18 protein-coding genes and 1 pseudogene are annotated in these 21,903 nt (G+C 50.1%); 13 read left to right on the top strand and 6 right to left on the bottom strand.

Features of this window, described 5'->3' with window-relative positions; genetic code table 11:
- The 4 genes from E7Z62_06695 to E7Z62_06710 are packed head-to-tail and all read left to right on the top strand — an operon-like array spanning position 1 to position 6,683.
- Complete coding sequence (locus E7Z62_06695; GenBank protein MBE6522795.1) at positions 1-2,997, top strand: hypothetical protein; 2,997 nt, start codon at positions 1-3, stop codon at positions 2,995-2,997.
- Position 2,998: 1 nt separating this feature from the next.
- Positions 2,999-4,255, top strand: a complete 1,257-nt coding sequence (locus tag E7Z62_06700) for a zinc ribbon domain-containing protein (protein MBE6522796.1) — start codon at positions 2,999-3,001, stop codon at positions 4,253-4,255.
- On the top strand, positions 4,159-5,115 hold the full coding sequence (gene grpE / locus E7Z62_06705) for a nucleotide exchange factor GrpE (GenBank protein MBE6522797.1): 957 nt from the start codon (positions 4,159-4,161) through the stop codon (positions 5,113-5,115). Before E7Z62_06700 ends, grpE begins: the two co-directional genes overlap by 97 nt.
- The gene (locus E7Z62_06710) at positions 5,112-6,683 is read left to right on the top strand and encodes an Hsp70 family protein (protein MBE6522798.1); all 1,572 of its coding nucleotides are present in this window, start codon (positions 5,112-5,114) and stop codon (positions 6,681-6,683) included. The genes grpE and E7Z62_06710 overlap by 4 nt, the downstream gene beginning before the upstream one ends.
- Positions 6,684-6,770: 87 nt before the next feature.
- Here the strand turns inward: E7Z62_06710 and E7Z62_06715 are convergent, their stop codons facing one another.
- Complete coding sequence (locus tag E7Z62_06715; GenBank protein MBE6522799.1) at positions 6,771-7,178, bottom strand: universal stress protein; 408 nt, start codon at positions 7,176-7,178, stop codon at positions 6,771-6,773.
- A 180-nt stretch (positions 7,179-7,358) separates the two neighbouring features.
- Between E7Z62_06715 and E7Z62_06720 the strand changes: the two genes are divergently transcribed.
- The 5 genes from E7Z62_06720 to E7Z62_06740 all read left to right on the top strand — a co-directional run bounded on the left by E7Z62_06720 (position 7,359) and on the right by E7Z62_06740 (position 12,919).
- Positions 7,359-7,946 (top strand): GTPase, encoded by a 588-nt coding sequence (locus E7Z62_06720; GenBank protein MBE6522800.1) that lies wholly within the window; start codon positions 7,359-7,361, stop codon positions 7,944-7,946.
- A complete protein-coding gene (locus tag E7Z62_06725; GenBank protein MBE6522801.1) occupies positions 7,943-8,881 on the top strand; it encodes a hypothetical protein in 939 nt (312 codons plus the stop codon). The genes E7Z62_06720 and E7Z62_06725 overlap by 4 nt, the downstream gene beginning before the upstream one ends.
- A 176-nt stretch (positions 8,882-9,057) precedes the next feature.
- Positions 9,058-11,331 carry a hypothetical protein gene (locus tag E7Z62_06730; protein MBE6522802.1) on the top strand — a complete coding sequence of 758 codons (2,274 nt, stop codon included), beginning with the start codon at positions 9,058-9,060 and terminating at the stop codon, positions 11,329-11,331.
- Positions 11,328-12,125, top strand: a complete 798-nt coding sequence (locus tag E7Z62_06735) for an ABC transporter permease (protein MBE6522803.1) — start codon at positions 11,328-11,330, stop codon at positions 12,123-12,125. Before E7Z62_06730 ends, E7Z62_06735 begins: the two co-directional genes overlap by 4 nt.
- Positions 12,122-12,919: an ABC transporter ATP-binding protein gene (locus tag E7Z62_06740; GenBank protein ID MBE6522804.1), complete on the top strand. Its 798-nt coding sequence runs from the start codon at positions 12,122-12,124 to the stop codon at positions 12,917-12,919. Before E7Z62_06735 ends, E7Z62_06740 begins: the two co-directional genes overlap by 4 nt.
- A 29-nt stretch (positions 12,920-12,948) precedes the next feature.
- Here the strand turns inward: E7Z62_06740 and E7Z62_06745 are convergent, their stop codons facing one another.
- Positions 12,949-13,422 (bottom strand): aminoacyl-tRNA deacylase, encoded by a 474-nt coding sequence (locus E7Z62_06745; protein ID MBE6522805.1) that lies wholly within the window; start codon positions 13,420-13,422, stop codon positions 12,949-12,951.
- A gap of 103 nt (positions 13,423-13,525) precedes the next feature.
- On the opposite strand from E7Z62_06745, the pseudogene hypF reads away from it, so the two are divergent.
- The 3 genes and pseudogenes from hypF (at position 13,526) to E7Z62_06760 (ending at position 17,889) form a co-directional block, all read left to right on the top strand.
- Positions 13,526-15,682, top strand: a pseudogene (gene hypF, locus E7Z62_06750) (carbamoyltransferase HypF).
- Between the two features lie 78 nt (positions 15,683-15,760).
- Positions 15,761-16,771: a phosphoglycerate mutase gene (locus E7Z62_06755; GenBank protein MBE6522806.1), complete on the top strand. Its 1,011-nt coding sequence runs from the start codon at positions 15,761-15,763 to the stop codon at positions 16,769-16,771.
- Positions 16,772-16,776: 5 nt separating this feature from the next.
- Positions 16,777-17,889, top strand: a complete 1,113-nt coding sequence (locus E7Z62_06760) for a TIGR00303 family protein (GenBank protein MBE6522807.1) — start codon at positions 16,777-16,779, stop codon at positions 17,887-17,889.
- On the opposite strand, the gene E7Z62_06765 is transcribed toward E7Z62_06760, so the two are convergent.
- From E7Z62_06765 to E7Z62_06780, 4 genes are all read right to left on the bottom strand, one after another.
- On the bottom strand, positions 17,890-18,495 hold the full coding sequence (locus tag E7Z62_06765; GenBank protein ID MBE6522808.1) for a GTP--adenosylcobinamide-phosphate guanylyltransferase: 606 nt from the start codon (positions 18,493-18,495) through the stop codon (positions 17,890-17,892).
- Between the two features lies 1 nt (position 18,496).
- A complete protein-coding gene (locus tag E7Z62_06770; GenBank protein MBE6522809.1) occupies positions 18,497-19,330 on the bottom strand; it encodes a hypothetical protein in 834 nt (277 codons plus the stop codon).
- A 62-nt stretch (positions 19,331-19,392) separates the two neighbouring features.
- On the bottom strand, positions 19,393-20,403 hold the full coding sequence (cobD, locus tag E7Z62_06775) for a cobalamin biosynthesis protein CobD (GenBank protein ID MBE6522810.1): 1,011 nt from the start codon (positions 20,401-20,403) through the stop codon (positions 19,393-19,395).
- A gap of 4 nt (positions 20,404-20,407) precedes the next feature.
- Positions 20,408-21,520, bottom strand: a complete 1,113-nt coding sequence (locus E7Z62_06780) for a histidinol-phosphate aminotransferase family protein (protein MBE6522811.1) — start codon at positions 21,518-21,520, stop codon at positions 20,408-20,410.
- A gap of 234 nt (positions 21,521-21,754) precedes the next feature.
- Between E7Z62_06780 and E7Z62_06785 the strand changes: the two genes are divergently transcribed.
- A complete protein-coding gene (locus E7Z62_06785) occupies positions 21,755-21,883 on the top strand; it encodes a hypothetical protein (protein ID MBE6522812.1) in 129 nt (42 codons plus the stop codon).
- The last annotated feature ends 20 nt before the right edge of the window (positions 21,884-21,903 follow it).

Raw genomic sequence — 21,903 nt, forward strand, 5'->3', positions numbered from 1 at the left:
ATGGCTAACAAGACAGACAACTACTGTCAGTTACTGGGCCTAGATCCCTTCAATGAGAGCAAGTACACGCTTGACAAGATCAACGAAAAGATCGACAAGATGGAAGTCAAGTGGGCCAACGAGTTCAGAAACAAGCAGAACGATACTGGCCAGCGCTTCAAATATCACAAGTTGGTGGATGAGGTCCCCGAGATCAGACGCTGCATGGCAGACCCTCTCCTCAGGAAGAGGGTGTTCGCCGAAGGCAAGAAGAGCCTCGAGGGAAAGGTCCAGAGACTGAAACTGGACTGTATCATCCTCACCGACGGCAGATACATCATACTCCCCGGAGTCCTCGACAACTTCGTCAAGAGGCTCCACTGGGAGGGCGTCGACAAGAAGCAGGTCCTGAAGCTCGCCAACATCTCCGAAGGAGGCGTCCCCAAGATCGTGAACGAGAAGGTCATAAACGCCTTCACCAACCTCACCACCGTGGATGCTTACACCCCTGTGGAAATGCTGAATGTATTGATCAACAACCCAGATCTGGAGATAAGGTGCGAACCCCTTACGGAGGCCAGCTCCCTCACGCAGATCAGGAACGCATTCGACCTTTGCGAGAAGAGGGTGAACAGCGTCAGGCAGGAGATCCTGCCCGACCAGGATTCCTACATATCCGTACTGAGGAGTCTCAAACTCATCATAGACTCCGACAAAGACATGAAGGATCTCATCAACTACGGAAGATGCAGCAAGGCCCTGGCCCCGGTCATGGAGATGATCGAGAAGGAGTACACGGGCCAGCAGATCACCAGGAATTACATAGACGATCTCCTGAACATCTATGTCAGGGGATTGGATCAGGACATGTGCCTGTACATCCTGCAGACCTTCTGCCATAAGAAGAGGATCGCTGCCAACTTCTCCAAGCTTGACAGCAGCATGATCAGATGCCCCGAGTGTAACAACATGGTTCCCGGGGGCAAGAACACCATGTACTGTCCCTTCTGCGGTAAGAACTTCAAGATAGTATGTCCGCAGTGTAACACCGCTCAGCAGTCGAGCAACTCGATCTGTATCAAGTGCGGGTTCAACTTCAAGGACGGCGAGTCCAAGGCACAGAACCTCGCACTAAGTTTCCGCATGGACCTCCAGAAGGGAAACCTCACCAAAGCGGAAAAAGACCTGGTATCGCTGAAGGCGACCTATGCAACGTTCTCAGGCATCGCCGGTATGGAGGTACAGCTCCGCAAGGAGCAGGGTACGATGAATACCCTGAGGAACATGGTCAGCGACAGCCACAGGAACAACAAGTACTATGCTGCCAAGAGCGCTGGCGACACCATAATGAACAGGTATCCAGGAGAGTTGCAGAACTTCCCCGACATCAAACAGAAGTACGAGGAAGCATCCCAACGCGTCCAGCATGCAGATATCTTCGTACAACAGGCTGAGGCGGCTGAGAATAAGGACGAGATGCTCGCACTCTATGTCAGTGCCGCCGAGGAATGTCCTGACCATCCGTCGGCCAAAGGGGTGCTCAAACAGTATCCTCCAGCAGGACCTGTTGACCCGGTCGCACAGATCAAGGAAGGACGTCTGCTGATCAAATACGAACCTCCTGTGGATAACAAGGGTGTGACTTATGCCATCTATAGGGAGAAGAACTCACTGCCTAACGTGACGGAAGAGACCCGTCCGATGGCAGAGATCCCGGGAACGTTCTACACGGACAAGACCTTAGAGCCCGGTGTCGAATACTACTACTCAGTATACTCCAAACGCTGGGGCATCCTTTCCAGAGAAGCGGCCCATTTCGGACCGGTCATATTCCTGGCAGAGGTCGAGAAGGTAACCATCGATCAGATCGATGGAGGACTTCGTCTCATGTACGAGAAGCCCCGCGGAGCCACACGCGTACGCGTATGGAGGGGCGACAGCGTCACAGGGACCAATGTGGAGATTCCGCTCAACGGCGAGACCGTCTATGACGACATAGGCCTTACCGGTGGTCTGAAGTACCACTACCTGTTCGTCGCAGAATACGAGACCCGCAACAAGGTCGAGAGATCTGAGGGAATCATATTCTCGGAGGCGCCTCTGGATGCACCCAAGCCGATTCGCGACATGGGAATCCAGTGGAACAAGAATGACGGAACCTACACCGCCAGATGGAAGTCTAAGAACCCTGTCAAACTCTTCTGTTCAGAGAAGAAGTACGCCATCGCAGGCAACATGGTCAAGATGGAGGACATCAAAGCATGGATGACCGAGATCAAGACCATACAGGACTACGATGACGGGGCCAAGTTCAGCCTTCCCGACGGTACCGTGCAGTACATCTACCCCATAATCCCGCTGGGCACCATGGGTATCAAGGGAACCGAGGTCATGGTGGCCAACCTAAAGCCGTTCAGGGATGTGGAGAAGACAGTCAACAACAAGGACTGCATCCTGACCATGAACTGGCCGGACAACGCGATCGCAGCAAAGATCGTGGTGTCGACATCCGTGGTCAAGGACTACAACGATCCCACTGCCGAGATCATCACAGTCAGCCGCGACGAGTACAACGATGACAAGCTCATCAGGATACCTATGGGCAAATCCCCCAAGAAGTGCATCAACATCTTTGCTACCTACAACATCAACAACGATATCCTGTACTCCAGGGGAATCGTCATAGACGTCTACTCCGCAGAATGCAAGAAGATCCGCTACACACTGGATGCCAGCAAGAAGGAGGCCGTACTCGATATGTCGACTGATACGACCGTGACCAACATACCTCCGCTGGCCATCGTCCGCGTCGATGAGGGTATACCGCTGAGGAAAGAGGATGGAGAGGTGCTCTGGTCAGCCAAAGCATCCATTCCGTTCACATCAGGCAGAAGCACCCTTAGGATCACGCTCGGAGGCCATACGGATGTGGAGCACATGAGGGCGTTCTTCGTCAACGAGGAAGACTACAACCTATACAGATTCATACACCCGCTGTACAACAGGAGGCGTGATTGAAATGGCAAGGAAAGAGGAACCGGTCAAGAAGAGGGATTACGTCTGTCCGTACTGCTTCACCAAAGTGGACATGAACAACATCCACTACGTATGTACCGGACCGACATGCGCCAAGACGTTCGCATCCAACGCGATTAGCACCAGGAACGAGAAGGCGATGATGTTCGTATCCAAGAACGGAGTCAACGAGATCGACCGCGAGAAGAGCCTGGTATTCGGAAAGGATCCGTTCGGACCGGATGCCATCATCGCCAAGCAGCACATCATCAGGAACCCTTCCGGGTTCTGCGACGTATGCAGAAGGCCGGTCTATCTCCGTGTGTGCCCGACCTGTCACAACATGATCCCGCCAGGAGCCGAGGAGGAAGGGAACAAGATCTTCGTCATCCTGGGCCCCAAAGGAGTCGGTAAGAGCCATTACATAGCAGTACTGATCAATCAGCTGAAGAACGTCATATCGACGGAATTCCACGGTGTGCTCAACGCTGCCAATGACAGTACCACCATCAAGTACAGGGATGTGTACTACCACAGACTGTTCGAGGAGAAGAGGAAGCTGCAGCCCACGCTGTCCTTCGGAAGCTCCCCTGATGCCCACGAGCCCCTCATCTTCTTCCTGAGGATACTGAACGGGGATAAGCCGCAGGTCTTCACCTTTGCCTTCTTCGACACGGCGGGAGAGGATCTGGTGAGCACCAACAGGATGATGCAGGTGAACCTCAACGCGTTCATCTCGCTGGCCTCGGGAATAGTGTATCTGGTGGACCCCATGCAGGTCAAGTACATCAACCAGAGGATCCACGTCGATAACAAGCCCAACGTGGGTCCGAGTGCAACGGATATCCTGAACAACATCTGTCAGATCATCCGTAATAACAAGAAGCTCAAAAGCAAGGACAAGATAGACATCCCGATAGCGGTCAGTCTGACCAAGTCGGATGTCCTGATGAAGATCCCTGAGAATGAGGAGGAGAGCAAGGTCCTGTTCGGATTGGGTTCATCCCTCCACATCCCCCGCGAATACGGAAAGTACGACGCGGAGAACTTTGCCCAGATCGATGCCGAACTGGAAGAGTACATCAGGAGGACCGTCGGGCCCGAGTTCTTACAATTGGTACGCAGCTTCAAGGACTATGCGTTCTTCGCAGTCTCTGCACTGGGATGCAACCCCACAGGCAGTACCCTGCCCAGAGGTGTTTCCCCGCAGAGGGTCGAGGATCCGTTCCTATGGCTGCTCAGCAGGGAGGGATTGAGATGAACGAGAGATTCAGCAATTTCCTGTCCGGGAAATTCCAGCAGACCGACCCCCGCCAAGGGGTCAGTGTGAGGGTACCGGACGATTCGGAGATTGAAACACAAAGGACGGAACAGCCCAAGAACGATGAGGTCTCTGTTGCTGTCCCGAAGGACTTCAGCGAGGAATTGAAGGATGACATCGCCTCACTGAAGGCACAGATCGAGGAACTCAAAGCGGAGATATCCGCGATGAGGGCGACTTCTCCGGAAGTCCCGGACCTTTCGTCATTCGTGACATCCAGGGAGATGATCAAGAGCCTTACCAACGCGATCGACAGACAGAACGTCGAGATCACAAACAAGGCTCTTTTGAGCTCCATGGAACAGATTGCGATAATGAGAGAGGACTTCTTCAAACTCTGTGCAGGAATGGAAAAGAAGATCGACACCATGTCCGCCAAGGACGTACTGGCCTCGTTCCAGGCGTATGAAGTGGATATGGAGAATATCCTAACTGATGGAGGGGTGTACATCGGACACTTCCCGTATGAGACACTGAATACGATCCATCAGCGCATCGTGGAGGTAGTACCGACAAACGACCAGGAGAAGAACGGAAAGATAGCCGAGAGGCTGTCTGACGGTTACAAACTTGGTAATAGGGTCCTTCTGAAAGAGAAGGTCACGGTTTACAAGTACGTCGAGAACATGGTGCAGGAAACGCCTACTGAGGAGCCTAAGCGGCCCGAACCGGTACCTGAGGCCAAACCAGCCGAAGAGACCAAGGCAGAAGAAGCTCCAGCAAAACCCGTTAAGAAAACATCTTCGAGAAAGAGAAACTCTACGAAAAAGAACACCAACGTTAAGGAGGAAAAAGAATGACAGAGTATAGCATCGGTATTGACCTCGGTACGACCTACTCGTGCCTTGCATACATTGATGAGGATGGGGACCCGGTAGTTGAGAAGAACTTCGAGCAGGAAGACACAACACCTTCAGTCATCCTCTTCAACGAGAACGGAGAGATCATCGTAGGATCCCCTGCGAAGGACATGTCCGTCATGTACCCCCCAGAGAGGGTCATCACATCGATCAAGAGACAGATGGGAACTGACTACACCGTCAACATCGACGGCGAGACATACAACCCCATCATGCTCTCCGCAGTGATCCTCAGGAAGATGATCAACGACTTCAACGAGAACCACGGATGCGAGGTCAAGAAGGCCGTCATCACCTGTCCCGCATACTTCGGACAGAACGAGAGGGATGCCACAAAGACCGCAGGAACCATCGCGGGACTCGAGGACGTTACAGTCATCAACGAACCCACCGCAGCAGCCATCTCCTTCGGATTCGGTAACGCTGACGGAGGAAAGAAGAGAGTGCTCGTATACGACCTTGGAGGAGGAACATTTGATGTGACCATCCTCGAGATCGACGGCACATCGTTTACTGCAGTCGCCACCGACGGAGAGAGGTTCCTCGGAGGAAAGGACTGGGATGCAGTCATCTCCAACATCATCAAGCAGAAGATCTCCGAGGAGACCGGAATCGACAAGGACGCTCTCGACGAGAACGAGGATGTCAAGCAGGCCCTGGTCAACGACTCAGAGACCATCAAGAAGAGGCTTTCCACCGCGGAATCCACCAAGGGAACCCTGACAGTCGATGGCCAGAAGGTCGTCTTCACCGTCACCAGGGAGGACTTCGAGACTGCTTCCAAGGGACTCATCCAGACCACCATCGAGATCATCGACCGTGTCCTCGAGTCCAAGAACTACACCATGGCAGACATCGATGAGGTCGTCCTCGTTGGAGGATCATCCAGGATGCCCCAGGTAAAGAACAGCATTGCGGAGAAATACCCTGCAGCGAAGATCAACATCTATGACCCTGACCAGTCCGTTGCTAAGGGAGCAGCCATCTTCTCCAAGTCCAACATGGTCATGCCCGATGCCACCAACACTGCAGCGGCAGGAGAGGCGGCGGCCGTCGAGGGAGCCATCAACGTCCACAACGTCCTGTCCAAGACCTTCGGAATCAAGGCAGTCTACGAGGACGGATCCGAGATGATCTCCAACATCATCTTCAGGAACGAGGTCCTGCCCATCGAAGCAGTCAAGACCTACTACCCCGTCGATGACGGTCAGAACACCATCATGGTCGAGATCTATGAGGACGCAGCTTTCAACGACGACCTCGGAAAGAAGACCGAGATCATCGAGGGATCGCCTGTCGGAAACTTTATGATGGAGCTTCCCATGGACGTTACCAAGAACACTCCGATCACCGTCAAGTTCACAGCGACCAACGAGGGTATCCTCATCGCATCCGTGGACTGCATGGAGCAGCACTCCGATTACCAGATCGAGAATGAGATGACCATGTCCGCTGACGAGATCAACAAGTCCATGGGACTCATGGACAAGGTCACCAACGCAAACTGATTTTATTCCCGGAAAGGGGAGGGCATAGCCCCTCCCCATATCCGAATCTTTTGCTCTTTTCAGAATTTGAAATTGTTCAGAAGAGACTTATTCCTCTTCATCGGGAGTGGGAACGATGACCACTGGACATTCGGAATTCTCCACCAGCTTCTGAGAAACACTTCCCATGACCATCCTGTCCAAACGGGATCTATCGGGCCTTCCCACAACGATGGCATCGCATTGGAACCTCTCAGCAACCTCTAGGATGACATCGTCGGGCCTTCCGACCTCAATGATGGTATGCACATCGCATAACCCGCCCTGCATGGCCTTCTGCTGTGCGGCCTGCATATACTCCTGAATCGTTGGATCGATATCCTCGGGATCCATCTGCTCCTTGGTAGCGACGGTGAGAATGTATAGCGGTTCGTTGAGTCCTACGGATAATTTTGTGGCGTAATCCAAAGCTGCCTCCGTGTCAGCCTTGCCATCATACGCTATCAGGATAGACATATCAGGGTATGAATCAATGACTAAGAGTAAAAACTTTAACCTCAATTGAGGGGTTTTTAACCATTTATCAAACCCAGCAGAGATTATGCCTATACCATGGATTCTTCCCTTAAAAGAAGATTGAATTATATAGAAGAACAAACGAACATTCCTTATATCAGTGTACTCTTCTCAACAATTATGTTCGTATACATATTGGGCGGATTCCTAGGAAGTGGAAAGACCACCCTTCTGATGAAACTAGCTTCCATGTACACAAAGCGTGGACTAAAAACCGCTCTCCTGGTCAACGAATCCGGAGAGATCGGTGTGGATGGCGCCACCCTCAAAGCTGAGGGGTATGATGCGATAGAACTCCCTGACGGATGCATCTGCTGCTCCCTTTCCGGAACCCTGCAGAGTGCACTGACGAATATCGAGGAAGATATTGACCCCGATATCATCATCATAGAGCCTACCGGATTAGCGCTTCCCCATAAGGTGAAGGAACTGGTTCGCAGCTCCGGGATCGATTCTGAAGGGACATACATCATAGGAATCTCAGACGTAGAGAGATTCGAGCTCCTTATAAGCAAGAAGGAGGAATTCATAAAGAGACAGATGATGGGTGCGGATTTCGTGCTCATCAACAAGAAGGATCTGGCCAAACCGGGTCAGGTGGAATCCATCACCGGATGGTTCAAGAAAGAGTTCCCGGACAAAAAAGTCATGGTGATCTCTGCCAAGACCGGAGAGAATCTGGATGAAGTTTACGAGATGATGAAATGAGCGGAGAAAAGACATCTTTGGAAGAAGCCGGCGGAGTTGCCACCGGAGTCACCGGAAGGATCGGATGCTGGAATGCCGATTCGGAAGCCAGGCTCTGCAGTGCGATGCTTGTCGTCGGCAAATGGGTACAGTCCGAAGCAGGACAACTGCTCGGCCATATCAAAGCCGCCGTCACTCTGGATGACGGTTCAGGAGTCACACTCAACCTTACAGACTTGAGCAACGGAGTCGAGAAGCATGGGGAACTCCCCCCTCAGGACAAGGTCAACTTCACATTCATGTCCGCTGTTCTCGATGTTGATGAGCACGAGCTCCATCACAAGATGCATGATGCGATCGATGACAGCGGCCTCCTGTATGAGATCGATGAGCACGAATGCCACTGCCATCACCACCACGACCATGGTGATGAATGCCACTGCCACGATCATGATCATCACCATGAGCATGAGCACGGAAAGACAGTAATCGTCAACAACTACTACGGCGATTACTACGCATGCTGTTGCAAATGCTGCTGCGATTGCTGCGAGGATGATGATGAGTGCTGCTGTGAACACGAGCACCACCATCACCACGACCATGATGAGGAATGCCACTGCCACGAACATGAGCATGAGCACCATCACCATGATCACGACCACGAGCATGACGAGTGCTGCAGCGGCCATGAACACCACCATGATCACTGCTGCAAGAGCGAGCACATCCACACCAAGTCAGGCACCGTGATCGTCAACAACTACTACGGGGACTTCCACGAGTGTAAATGCAAGTGCTGTTGCGATGATGATGAGTGCTGCTGTGAACACGAGCACCACCATCACCACGACCATGATGAGGAATGCCACTGCCACGAACATGAGCATGAGCACCATCACCATGATCACGACCACGAGCATGACGAATGCTGCTGCGGTCACCACCACGACTGATTGTCAATCCCCTGCTTATTAAAGCAGGGTTAAACTCCTTCTTTTATCATACATCCAAATACTTTTAGAGACAACAATTATTTAATTGTACAATTAGGAAAAAATTTCCCAATAAGGTTATAAAACAATCATGCCGTGCAATTCATAAAGGAAGTGTAACCATTAGAACAAAACAAATGGTAATCATCGTTGTACTCATTGAGATAATCGCTGCCGGTGCGATTATCGCTCTGGAAAACCAAGATGAACATGAGCACACGAAGGATATATCCAAAGAACTTTCTCTGATCGCCAGAGTGAACACAGATGGCTCGGGGATATATCTATCTGAACAATATGATGCAAGTGATTTTCTAACCGTTTCCTCCAGCGGAAAAGTAACTTTCAATAAGGAAACTTGGGGCGGAAAAGTATTTGGAACGCCTGGGGCAAGTACAATTCAACATGTTCAACTTATGGGAATTGTACAGAATGAGCTCGGGATGAAGTTTGAAAAATACAACGAAGGAGGGAAAAAATCCTCTGATACTGTGTATTATATCGACAACATCCAGAACTACACCCATGCTATAAACAACAGAAGCATTCTAGATGGAGGCATCCTCTGGGAGCCTCAATATCACTACATCACCTCCAGCGATTATTACGATGAAATGGTTACAACAAATATCTTATTCCCTGGCCATACCTGCTGTCTCATTACAGGCTACCAGGATTTCCTAGACAACCACTCTGATGAAACCATTAGATTCCTCGCGGCCTATATCAAAGCAGTAGATTTCGTAAATGAAGCGAAAGAAGACCCCAGCGGTGAAAAGTACAAGCAACTGATTCAGATATGCAAAGATAACATCCCTGGTTTAACTGAGGAAGTCATTATAGAGGCTCTTCACGGGGTTGTGTACACATACAGCGACAAAAAAGGTACTTCAAACCTTTCCGCTCTTGAGTCTGATATCGCATCCTTGACCGAGAACCTGACCAATTTGGGAGGTATCAAAGTTCAGATTTCAGAACTTGGTTTCGACAGCTATGAGGAATTTGCCAAGGCATTCATAGATGACCAATACCTGACTAAAGCTTTGAAATACAAATCTTACTCCGGAACCAAATCGACGGTGAATGTCTCGGCGATCGATGGAGATATTCACCAGATAGCAGTTCAGGTTGCTAGATCACTCGGATACTTCGGAGAATACGGACTTGATGTTAACCTAAGGGCACTAGGAAACGGCGGAGCGGTAGCACAAGATATTCTCAGCGGTCAGTCCGACCTAGGATTCATGGGAGCACCTCCGATCACCAGCGCTACAGTGAATGGAAAGAAAATTATCGCTCATGACACGAGCGAGGTTGTCGTTGTAAAAGATGTTTCGCTAATATCGAGAGTCAACACTGATGGTTCTGGAATCTACATTGCTTCCGAGTACAATGCGGAGGATTTCCTTACCGTATCTGCTGAAGGAAAGATCACATTCAAACCTGAAGCATGGGGAGGGAAGGTCTTCGGTACTCCTGGAGCAAGTACCATCCAACATGTTCAGCTTATGGAAATAGTACAGGATTCCCTTGGATTGAAATTCGAAAAATTCAACTCAGAAAGTACGAAGTCCTCAGATACAGTCTATTTCGTGGATAATATCCAGAACTACACTCATGCTATCAACAACAAATCCATTTTAGATGGAGGCATCCTTTGGGAACCTCAGTATCACTACATAGTGGATAGCGAATACTTCGACGAAATGATCACTACCAACCAATTGTTCCCTGGTCACACTTGCTGTTTGATTGCCGGATATCAGAATTATCTCGACAGCCATTCGGATGAAACGGTCAGATTCCTGAGTGCCTTCGTAGAAGCTGTTGACTACATCAACGAAGCTAAATCAGATAAATCTGGAGAAAAATACGCAGAACTAATCAAGATATGCAAAGATAACATCCCTGGCCTAACCGAAGATGTAATCAAAGAAGCTCTTGACGGAGTTGTTTATACTTATAGTGATACCGCAGGTACTGCTGATCTAGGCGAATTAAAGGTTGACATTGCAACCTTGGCTGAAAACCTGACAAAATTAGGCGGAATCAAAGTAACCTTAAAGGAACTCGGTTTCAAAACCTACAATGAATTGGCTGATGCCTTTGTCGACAACAGTTACCTGAAAAAAGCTATGGAAAAGAAAGCCTACACTGGAAATGCAACATCAACGATCAATATTGCAGCCATTGACGGTGACATTCATCAAATTGCTGTACAGGTAGCCAAGTCTCTAGGAATCTTCGAGAAATATGGCCTCAATGTTAACATAAAGGCATTAGCCAATGGTGGAGCTGTGGCCCAGGATCTTCTCAGTGGTCAGTCCGACCTAGGATTCATGGGGGCACCGCCAATTACCAGCGCCACCATCAACGGTAAGAAGATTATGTTGAAAGAGGTGGAGATCTGATGTTTAAGTACGACGAGAATAACAAATATCACAGGTTCGGAAGAACATGCATGATAGTGTTCCTATCTCTGATTATGTTCGTAGAGATTTGGTGGCTTCTATCCATAATGGCAAACACCAATGTCTTCCCGACTCCTGCCGAAACTTTTGAGGCACTCATTGACTTCTTCAACAACGGCTACTCTCACCAGTCCGCGTGGAGCATCATCTGGTCATCATTAAGCCTGTTCATCGAAGGATTCCTTCTTGCATTAGTCATTGCACTTCCCCTTGGACTGTTCCTCGGCTACTCCAAGATGCTTAACACGTTCGTCACACCCATGATTGAAGTTCTCAGACCAATTGCACCTATCGCATGGGCCCCTGTTTTCATCTATGGTATAAACTATAGTGTCGGACCGATACTTGTCGTATTCATTGGTATCTTCTTCCCGCTTCTCACCAATATCATCTTTGGTGTCAAGAAGATAGACCAGAACCTAGTAGATGCAGCAAAAACTCTTGGGGCCAACAAGACACAAGTCTTTACCAAGGTCATGGTACCAAGTGCCGTACCCTATTTAATGAATGGAGTGAAAATCGGTCTGGGTGTAGGATGGATGTGTATCGTAGCAGCAGAGATGTACTCTCCAGTATCTATTGGAGTGGGCTACTGTCTCCAGAGCATGTGTCAGAATAGTCTCTGGCCCAGTGTATTTGCAATACTGGTAATAATCGCAATACTGGGGATCTTAACAACTAGTGTGTCCGAATATGCTCAGAAAACAATAGCTAAAAGGATGGGGATGGAATGAGCGACTCTATTATTAATGTGAAAGAAGGGGACGAATTCATCGTCATTGATGGCATACGTAAGACATACAGGAAAGACGAAGAAGAAATAGTAGCAATTGATCGCATAGACTTGAAGATCAATAAAGGAGAGCTCGTATCGATCGTAGGACCATCAGGATGCGGTAAAACTACGATCCTACGTATGATTGCAGGTTTGTTGGAACCTACAGAAGGCAAAATCACAATCGCTGGAAAGGAGGTCAACGAACCTGGAGCTGACAGAGGAATGGTCTTCCAGGACTTTGCACTCTTCCCTTGGCGCTCCGTAAGAAGGAATGTCGAATTCGGTATGGAAGTAGCCAAGGTCCCTAAGGAAGAACGTCGTCAGAGAGCGGAGAAATATCTCGAACTAGCAGGCCTTGGAGACTTCAAAAATGCAAAGGTCCATGAACTCTCAGGAGGAATGAAACAACGTGTAGGGATAGCACGTGCTCTTGTTAACCACCCTGATGTCATCCTTATGGACGAACCGTTCGGTGCTCTAGACGCTCAAACAAGAAACATCATGCAGGCTCAATTAGTTGATATTCTGGCCAAGACAGAGCAGACTGTGATATTCATCACACACTCAGTGGATGAGGCTCTCTTCTTGTCAGATCGTGTTGTAATTCTTTCTAAGCGCCCTTCCGTGGTTAAAGAGATAATCACCGTTCCATGGGAAAGACCTCGTGATCGTACAACACCCGAATTTACGGCTTTGAGAAAGAGAATACTTGAAGAATTAGAGAAAGAGAACGTGATGTACAAAAAATGAAACAGGGGAGGGAACCCTCCCCATTTTTTTCAATCCAGACATTTCCGTATGTTAGCAAACTGGAACTTCATCATCTTCGGGAGATCCCCAACATTGACTTTTAGCTGACACCCGACCTTGCCTGCACTGAAATACATGTAGTCGGCATCCTTTGCAGTCTCATCGATCGTGATCGTCACTGGACGTTTGGTACACAAAGGCGAACAACCGCCGTGGACATAGCCCATCAGTGGCAGCAGCTGATCCGATTTGAGCATGGAAACTGACTTCTCACCCACTGCGGCAGCAGCCTTCTTCAGATCCAGTTCGCCAGTTACAGGGACAAGGAAACAATAGTAGCACTTCTCCTTCCCTACTGTCATCAGAGACTTGAATACCCTGTTGGGGTCCTGGCCATTTGCCTCTGCGATCTCCATTCCATTAAGGCCCTGCCCGTCGTAGTATATGGCCTCGTAAGGGATCTTGAGCCTATCCAAATGCCTCATAGGGTTGGTCTTCTCCATAGTCTCACTGAGCGTTTGATTGTCCCTCTTCATAGATAATAGATGGCCTGATCAGTCACGCTCTGCCAAACCTATCTATAATGTGAATTGAGATATGCCGGCCATGAGGATACTAATCCGCGGGACTGTCCAGGGTGTCGGCTTCAGACCGACCGTATACCGTTCGGCCGTAAAGGTCGGAGCCTCTGGCAGCGTTTGGAACAACGGTTCCGATGTCGTCATAGACACTGACCGCGGATAGGAGCTGCTGAAAGCCATCAAGGAAGACCTGCCACCACTGGCCGTTATAGAATCCGTCGATTGTCAGGAATCGGATTACAGAGGCCCCAAGGGTTTCAGCATCAATATGTCCAAACAACTCGGGGAAGGGGCATCCATTCCTGCTGACAGCGCCATCTGCGACGATTGCCTGAAGGAGATGCTGTCTCCCGGAAGACGCAGGAACTACCCTTTTACGACCTGCACAAACTGCGGTCCGCGCTTCACCCTGCTGAAAGGTATGCCCTACGACCGCCCCCTTACGTCGATGGACTCGTTCCCCCTCTGTCCGGACTGCTTGAAGGAATTCAAAGATCCCGTTGACAGAAGATTCCATCATCAGACGATATGCTGTCCGAATTGCGGACCCAGATATCGTTTGGAGAACGACAAGGCACCGATGAATACGGCGGACCCGATCGCATCTCTGGCTAAGAATCTCGACGCAGGCTGCATTGCAGTGGTCAAAGGCTGGGGAGGCATGCATATCTGCTGTACCTTGGACAATCTCGGTAAACTCAGGGAATGGTACGGCAGGAAGGAGAAACCCTTCGCCATTATGGCACGCGACATGGAGTCTCTGAAGAATTATGGAGATCCGACACCGTTCGAAGAGATGCTCCTTGGTTCACCCAACAGGCCTATAGTACTAGTCAAGAAGAAGCCATCGGATCTGACCGAACTTGCATCTCCCGGCCTTGACAACATAGGGATGTTCCTACCATACACAGGGATGCATCACTTGCTTTTCTCAAAACTCAATCATGATGCTCTGGTCATGACATCTGCCAATATCCCTGGAGAACCTATGATCGTCGATGATTCAAGGATTAAGGAACTCGGAGCTGACCTGTACCTGTTGCATGACCAACCTATTCTGAACCGCGCAGACGATACAGTTGTCAGAGCTATGGGGACCAATACGCAGTACATCCGCAGGTCCAGAGGGAACGTTCCATACCACCTCCCGATATCGCCGAAGGGCTGCGCGGTCGGCCTCGGCCCCCAGGAGAATCTTACTGCCGCCGTAGCTCTGGATGGTAACATCTGGCCTACACAGTATATCGGGAACGGAGAGAAGATTGGTGTACCTGAATACCTTGAAGAAGCAGTAAGGACGCAGATAGGATTCCTTAACTGCAAGCCTTTGATCTTCGCCATCGACCTTCACCCAGGATACTCCAATAGACCACTGGGAAAGAGGCTAAGCCAAGAATTCGGAGCGGAACTGATAGAAGTTCAGCATCATTGGGCCCATGCCGCATCACTTATGGTGGATTCGGGAGTCGAATCCTGTGTCGCTCTGACTCTGGACGGTACCGGCCACGGTGACGATGGGACAGCATGGGGCGGAGAGGTCCTGAAAGCCGACTTTAACTCATACAAAAGGGTCGCCCATCTGGAAACGATTCCTTTGCTGGGATCCGAGAGGGCACTTTACGACCTCAGAAGGCTCAAGTTCGCGATAGATGAGATGAACGGAGTCGAGAACAACAGTTTCACGGATAAGGAAGCCTTCATCCTCAGAAAACTTATGGACACCAGTGTCCGCACATCCTCATTCGGGAGGATATTAGACGCTCTTTCCTACTGGCTCGGGATCTGTGAATACAGAACATATGACGGAGAGCCCGCCATGAAGCTCGAACCACTGCTGGCCAGAGGAAAACTGGTCGAAGGTTTCGAGACAGATATCGTCGATGGTTGCGTAAGGACTGCACACCTCTTCCATAAGACCAAGGAGAAGAAGGAGGACGTCGCGTACTCCATCGTGTACAACATCATGGAGAAGCTTGTCCAATCAGCATCGGACGAGGCGGATTCATCGGGAATAGATTACATAGGGATCACCGGAGGAGTCTCCTACAACAGTACGATCACGAATATGTTCAAAGAGCTTGTATCAAGCACCGAACACCAACCCATCCTGCACAACGAAGTACCCAACGGTGACGGCGGAGTTTCTATAGGCCAGGCTGCTATTGCGGCAAACCGTCTTTGAAAAAATCTATTAATAGATGGTGGATACAACCATCCATATGCCTTTATCTCTGGAATACATGTCCAATTCTCAGATAAAATGAGCAATGTGCTATTCGTGCTCCTCGACGGGGCTGAGGACCATCCCAATCCGCTATTGGGCGGAAAGAAGCCTTACGAGGTCGCGGATATGCCTTTCCTCAGATCCAAAGCCTGTCATAGATACACGACGACAGGACGCGGATACACACATCTGTTCCTTAACGAATTCTTCACAGGACATCCCCCGGAGATGTCCAGAGCTGCGATCGAGGCTATGGGCGTAGGACTCTTGGATATCAAAGATCCCAAGAGAACGGCATACAGGCTCAGCCCCGCAGAGATCCATAACAACATGATCCATTGGTCATATCATGCCGAAGAGTTCAAAGAAGAATTGATTTCGACAGTGAACAAGAACCTCCACATATTGGACGAATACGACCCTCAGATAAGGTACTTCATAGGCGGAAGGGCGATCCTGACTATGGAATCGGACTATGTCCCTGAACTGCCAGGACCTCCAGTCGATGCGCCTCTGGTTAGAATTCCTGGCAAGCTCGGAGAGTTCCTCAGGGCCATATGGGACGATATGGGAGGCATTACCGATTATCCCTGGGGATGCGGTAAGTTCGGAAAACAGTATGACATCATCCCGGGAATAAACAATATGAAAGTCGTATCGAACAGCCCTACCGCACTAGGCGTTTGCGCCTCATTGGGATGTGCCTTCCAGCATGTAGAACAGGTGGAGGACAGGTTCCCCGTGGCCAAAGAGGCCTTGGAGCATGGGGATGTATTCCTTCACATAGATGAGGTGGATGAATACGGCCATCAGAAGGATCCGTTCAAGAAGAAAGAGATTCTCGAAAGAACGGACAGGCTCATGTCCGAATACTTCTCGGATGTCGACAATATCATCTATTTCGTGGACCACGGAACTTCGTGTGTCACGGGAGAACATATCTTAATGAATGTACCGCTATGGACCACCATTGACCTGGGCAGAAAGGAAGATGAGATCCTTCCGCTCAATAATCTGGTCAACATGCTGCTGACCAACAAAAGGTGAATCAAATGACAGAATTCGATATACCGCCATCCCTGGGATTGTACGGGGATGAGAAAATCGCAAAAGACATCCTTTCCCGCATCTGGGGAAAGAGAGGAGTATTCACCTGCACGGTGGCCAGTACCATGACGTCCAGCATTCCGGGGGTCTCGGATGCCGGAGACACTCCCGAACTCACCCTATACACTGGTGCTGCAGATGCTGAACTGCTGGTCAACGGAAAGACGACCTGTATCAAGGGCGTCCCGATCAACCCTGGAGGAATCCCGACTCCCGCAACCCTTACCAAGGCGGCACTCGACCTCTCAGGGATGCAATTCTTCATCGTAGACGGAGGATGCTATGTCGAACCGGACATACCACGCTTCTACCTCGGAGGAAAATGCGGCCAGAAGATCACCACAGCCCACGCAGTCGAGAATGTAAGGACCATCTATGAGAAGGGATACAGACTCGGAGAGCAACTGGCCAGGGACAATGCTTTCGTAATTATCAGCGAGAGCTGCGCAGGAGGCACGACCACCGCTCTGGCAGTGATGACTGCCATGGGAGTGCTGAAGGAGAACCTGGTAAGCAGCAGTTCTCCGAAGAACCCCAAGGAGCTCAAGAGCAAACTCGTAAAGGAGGCTCTGGAGACAGCTGGAATCTCTCCCGGAGATTATGCCGACAAACCATTGAAAGCAATAGAATGCTTCGGTGACCCGATGATGCCCGCCAACGTCGGAATCCTCTGCGGTGCAGCCAAGCATGTGCCTGTCATCGTAGGAGGAGGAACTCAGCTTGCGGCAGTCATGGCAACGGCGGTGAAACTGCACCCTGAGATCGTCGGAAACTTCATGCAGGGAACCACCAGATGGCTGATGAACGATCCCAACTCCAACATGAAGAAGATAATGGACTGCATCTCGGACAGGATCCCGATCCTTTACGTCAATGTGGATTACACTGACAGCCCCTACGAAGGGCTCCAAGCCTATGAGTGGGGATATATCAAAGAAGGAACAGGATGCGGAGGATCCTCCGTGGGCGCAATCATAACAAGTGCTGGAAAGATCACTGCTGACGATCTGAGGGACAAGGTCCATGAGATCTACAAAGGAATAATAGAATTCGACTGATCATTCCTTGTGGAAGGAACGGGCCAGATCCAATTCCAACTGCGTGTTGACGTTGACCGATAGTTCGGGCCAGTTGGTCTCATACAAAGTCTCGGTCAAATACTCTCCAGCCAGCGTTTTCTTTCTGTCTATGACGGATACGCCTGAGAGCACCCACTTGTTCCCACGTTCCTCGCGAGTGTACGAGGGTATGATTCCGATGCTGCGAACGACCTCCTCATCGATGACCGCCAGCAGAGAATCCATGATCCCCGGGTTGAAGTAATCGATGATACTATCGAAGATTTCTGAAGTTATCAGCGGAAGGTCTGATGGCGTGGTCAGGACATAATCTCCGCTGAGGCATTCGAGCGCCTGATGCAGATCTCCCATGAAATCATCGCCTGAGGTCCTAACAGTCTCGATCCCGATGCTCTTGAGATACTTCTCCGTCTCCAGCGTGTTATCGCTTACCGATACCAATATCCTGTCGACTTTCTTTGCGCCTTTCAGAGCATCTATCACCCTTTCAACGGTGCATTTGTCGCCGACCTTCATCATCGGTTTCTCAATTCCGCACTTGCCCATACGCGTGCCCTTTCCGCCAGCATGGACAAGAGCCTCCATTTCACATCACCGTTAGGTAGAGCTGGATGAAGAGCATTATGAAGAACACAAGGAATGGTCTGGACACCTCATTGGTCGCTCCGAGGATGTCCCCGTTGACCATTCCGAAGACCCTGTTGGCCGTCCTTGCCATCACGTATCCGACTACCGCCGAGATGACCATCCCGGACACGGCTGTGATGAGCATTACCGGCAGGATTTCATCCCATGGGATCTCCGAATAGATGTTAAGGAACAGCCCTCCCACTGCGAACAGGATAATGAGTGCGAATATACTGACGAACACGCCGAGAACAGCCGAGCGGGACGTTGTCCTCTCGACCTGTCTGGCCGCCATTCCGTTCCCTGGCTTTCCCAGAGATGCAGCTATGACCATCGCATTCTTCACGAAGACCTCTACAGCTGGGAACACCAGTATCATCAAGGCCCTATTACCGAACATGGAATAGAACGCAACGCTGCACAGTACTGTGATCAGCGCCACGCCGATCCCTCCGGCACCGACTAGGGTATCCTTCAGGGCACGTATGTGATCGGACTGCTGTCCAGATACGATCATTCCGTCACCGAAATCCGTGAGACCGTCGAAATGAAGGAATTTGCTTCCCGCATATACTGTCAGAAGCACAAGAACTGCTGTCACGAGACCGTTACCGAAGCCTATGGTCTCCGAGAGCACGAGCATGAATATCGAAACAAGCATCACGAGGAATCCAAATATCAGACCAACAAGAGGTGTAAGATGGAACCTTGTCTCCATATCATCCATGTCCTCCTGCGTGATATTCATGTGGAAGATCGTGTAGAATGATACCAATGCTCTCAGTGCGCCCATTGAAAATCCTCGTCTTAGCTGGATGGATGTTCTGACCAGTACACATCTGATGTGTTTCTCACTTATAAAGGTAATACGGAGAGGATGAGGTCCTCAAAGAACAGTTGAACATGTATCCCCAAGAATGCGTATAACGGGAAACTGATCAGGAGCATGAACAATATAGATGTCAATTCGACCAGCCTCATGCAGCGCTGGACGTCCCTTGTTGTGGGTAGCGGTCCCTTCCCCATGACGTATACGTTCCTCTTCTCCATTGATATGCCCAAAGCTGCCGATACGGCGGTCATCGGCCACCCGCTGTTAGGGCTGGGAGTCTTCGTATGCTCTTCTCTTGCAGCAGGTACTGCCGCCCTCCAATCCATACGTAGGAACAAGGCTGCCAGAGCTACAAAGAATGGCGATACCCTTGATGTGAACCAACCGAGGACATCATCGAATTTGGCAGGGAAGAATCCTAGCCTTCCATATCTGTCATTGAGATACCCCCACATCGCATCCATCAGATTGGAACACCTGAACATGATAGAACCCAGGATACCTAGAAGTCCGAAATAGAATGTGGGGGACAGTATGCTGTCCACAAGATTCTCTGATACGGTCTCACAACAGGATGATGCAATATGCTCCGCATCCATCCCTTTGGTGTTGCGACTGACGATCATCTGGACCTTGGCGGCGGCATCCTCCACCCTTCCAGCATCGAGATCCTCACAGATTGGGTTACAGTGCTTCCTGAATGAGAATATGGCGAACTGAATCTTGAAGATGAATGCGGAAATGATAATCCAAGCGGCTTCTCCCCATACATCATCATAGTCTGAGACCAGCCCATGAATGAGTGCGATCAATAGGATCCCGATCCCACCGAATATGATGAAAACCAGCAGGTACGAGAGAAAACCGATGACGGATGTGGATATCTTGTCCCTGGTCTTGACCCTCTTATCGATCGCATCCAGCAGATTACCCATCCATCTGAGGGGATGGATGGCGTTGGGAACATCCCCTATGAAGCGGTCTATCATTATGGCCAGAACGATTATAGCAAGCGCGTCCAGCCATAATTCCAAGGGATCACCCATTTATTACGGAATCGACTGCCGCCAAGAAACGGCAGTTACGTTCCCTGTCCTTTACGCTATATCTCACATAGGATGAGAATTGAGGTCCGAAGGATGAACAATCCCTCACCATGATGCCGTGGGAGAGCATCTTCTTCTGGAAAACGGCACAATCCATTTCCAGAGAGCTGATGTCGTTGAAATAGAAGAACGAATCCGATACCGGCCCTGCCGGGAAACCGATGCTGTTCAATGAAGAGTTCAATATCTCTGATTCCTCACCCATGACTGCGGCAGCATGATCCACGTAATCGAGATAATCCCTGAGAAGGACATTGGCGACTGTCTGCTCTATCTGGCCGACATTCCAGGTCATCCTCACCTTCTCCATCTCCGATATTATATCCGGATTCGACAGACCGAAACCGATTCTGATTCCAGGGATCGCGAATGATTTCGTCAAGGAAGTGGCGACCACCAGGTTGCTGAATTTATCGACCATTCCCGACAGTGTGATGTCAGCATAACCGGGGACCAGTTCGAGCAATGTTTCATCCAGGAACACCATGATCCCGCGATCCTCGCATTCCCTCACTATGCTCATTATCTTGTCCCTGGGCTCCACCCTTCCGGTGGGATTGTTGGGATTGCATATGTAAAGGGCTTTGCTGCTGTCCCCTACGTTGTACATCAAAGAATCCAAATCGATCCTGAAATCATCCTCAGGTTTCAGTTCGTTCCAAAGTATGTTCGCCCCGACTATCCTGCACTGTTGCGCATATTCGGCGAAACTTGGTCTATTCAGAACTACTGTGTCTCCTGGCTTGAAGAACGTGTTGGGGAAATTCCTTATGATGTCCGATGACCCCGCACCTACCGTAATGCAGTCGACATCGATGTTGAAGACCTTGGAAACGGTCTCCTTCAACTCTGCACAAGAATCATCAGGGTAATGACCGATATCCTTGACCGCTGAAGCTATTATCTCACCTATGTTCTCCGGCGGTCCGAAAGGATTGAGGTTGTGGCTGAAGTCCTCTACACCCTCCAATCTCCATGCCTGTCCTCCGTGGACAGTCTTAGGCAGCTCTGCTAGCTCCTTCCTTGGCAGGATACGGCCCTTCATAATTACGGGATATTACAATTCGATATAATAAAGAATTTAACCAGATGGCGAAGCACGCTCATCGAAGAAACTGGAGTCGCAGTTTAATATTGCAACTCCATAGACCGAAATTCCCGATTTTGAACTACATCATGTTGTCAAGTCTTCGACAGGCAGTTGAGCGGGGTCCTCGACCCCGAAGAGATCGAATATCTATCTCTGACCCTCTTCGTCTTCTCGTTCCCCCAACTCCCGATGGACCCCGTCAGGGAGGGTTATCTGTTCGACGGCTGGTTCACGGAACCCGATGGAGGCAAAGAAGTTACCACCGACACCCAGTTCACATCGGATACCAAACTGTATGCGCATTGGGACAAGGCCTAAGACAAACCGATTTAAATAGG

It is taken from the genome of Thermoplasmata archaeon, assembly GCA_015063285.1.
Classification (GTDB): Archaea; Thermoplasmatota; Thermoplasmata; order Methanomassiliicoccales; family Methanomethylophilaceae; genus Methanoprimaticola.

Excerpts from the sequence above, each read along its gene's own strand:
- E7Z62_06695 (MBE6522795.1), top strand. The coding sequence starts at position 1 with ATGGCTAACAAGACAGACAACTACTGTCAGTTACTGGGCCTAGATCCC.
- E7Z62_06700 (MBE6522796.1), top strand. The coding sequence starts at position 2,999 with ATGGCAAGGAAAGAGGAACCGGTCAAGAAGAGGGATTACGTCTGTCCG.
- grpE (MBE6522797.1), top strand. The coding sequence starts at position 4,159 with ATGCAACCCCACAGGCAGTACCCTGCCCAGAGGTGTTTCCCCGCAGAG.
- E7Z62_06710 (MBE6522798.1), top strand. The coding sequence starts at position 5,112 with ATGACAGAGTATAGCATCGGTATTGACCTCGGTACGACCTACTCGTGC.
- E7Z62_06715 (MBE6522799.1), bottom strand. The coding sequence starts at position 7,178 with ATGTCTATCCTGATAGCGTATGATGGCAAGGCTGACACGGAGGCAGCT.
- E7Z62_06720 (MBE6522800.1), top strand. The coding sequence starts at position 7,359 with ATGTTCGTATACATATTGGGCGGATTCCTAGGAAGTGGAAAGACCACC.
- E7Z62_06725 (MBE6522801.1), top strand. The coding sequence starts at position 7,943 with ATGAGCGGAGAAAAGACATCTTTGGAAGAAGCCGGCGGAGTTGCCACC.
- E7Z62_06730 (MBE6522802.1), top strand. The coding sequence starts at position 9,058 with ATGGTAATCATCGTTGTACTCATTGAGATAATCGCTGCCGGTGCGATT.
- E7Z62_06740 (MBE6522804.1), top strand. The coding sequence starts at position 12,122 with ATGAGCGACTCTATTATTAATGTGAAAGAAGGGGACGAATTCATCGTC.
- E7Z62_06745 (MBE6522805.1), bottom strand. The coding sequence starts at position 13,422 with ATGGAGAAGACCAACCCTATGAGGCATTTGGATAGGCTCAAGATCCCT.
- E7Z62_06755 (MBE6522806.1), top strand. The coding sequence starts at position 15,761 with ATGAGCAATGTGCTATTCGTGCTCCTCGACGGGGCTGAGGACCATCCC.
- E7Z62_06760 (MBE6522807.1), top strand. The coding sequence starts at position 16,777 with ATGACAGAATTCGATATACCGCCATCCCTGGGATTGTACGGGGATGAG.
- E7Z62_06765 (MBE6522808.1), bottom strand. The coding sequence starts at position 18,495 with ATGGAGGCTCTTGTCCATGCTGGCGGAAAGGGCACGCGTATGGGCAAG.
- E7Z62_06770 (MBE6522809.1), bottom strand. The coding sequence starts at position 19,330 with ATGGGCGCACTGAGAGCATTGGTATCATTCTACACGATCTTCCACATG.
- E7Z62_06780 (MBE6522811.1), bottom strand. The coding sequence starts at position 21,520 with ATGAAGGGCCGTATCCTGCCAAGGAAGGAGCTAGCAGAGCTGCCTAAG.
- E7Z62_06785 (MBE6522812.1), top strand. The coding sequence starts at position 21,755 with ATGGACCCCGTCAGGGAGGGTTATCTGTTCGACGGCTGGTTCACGGAA.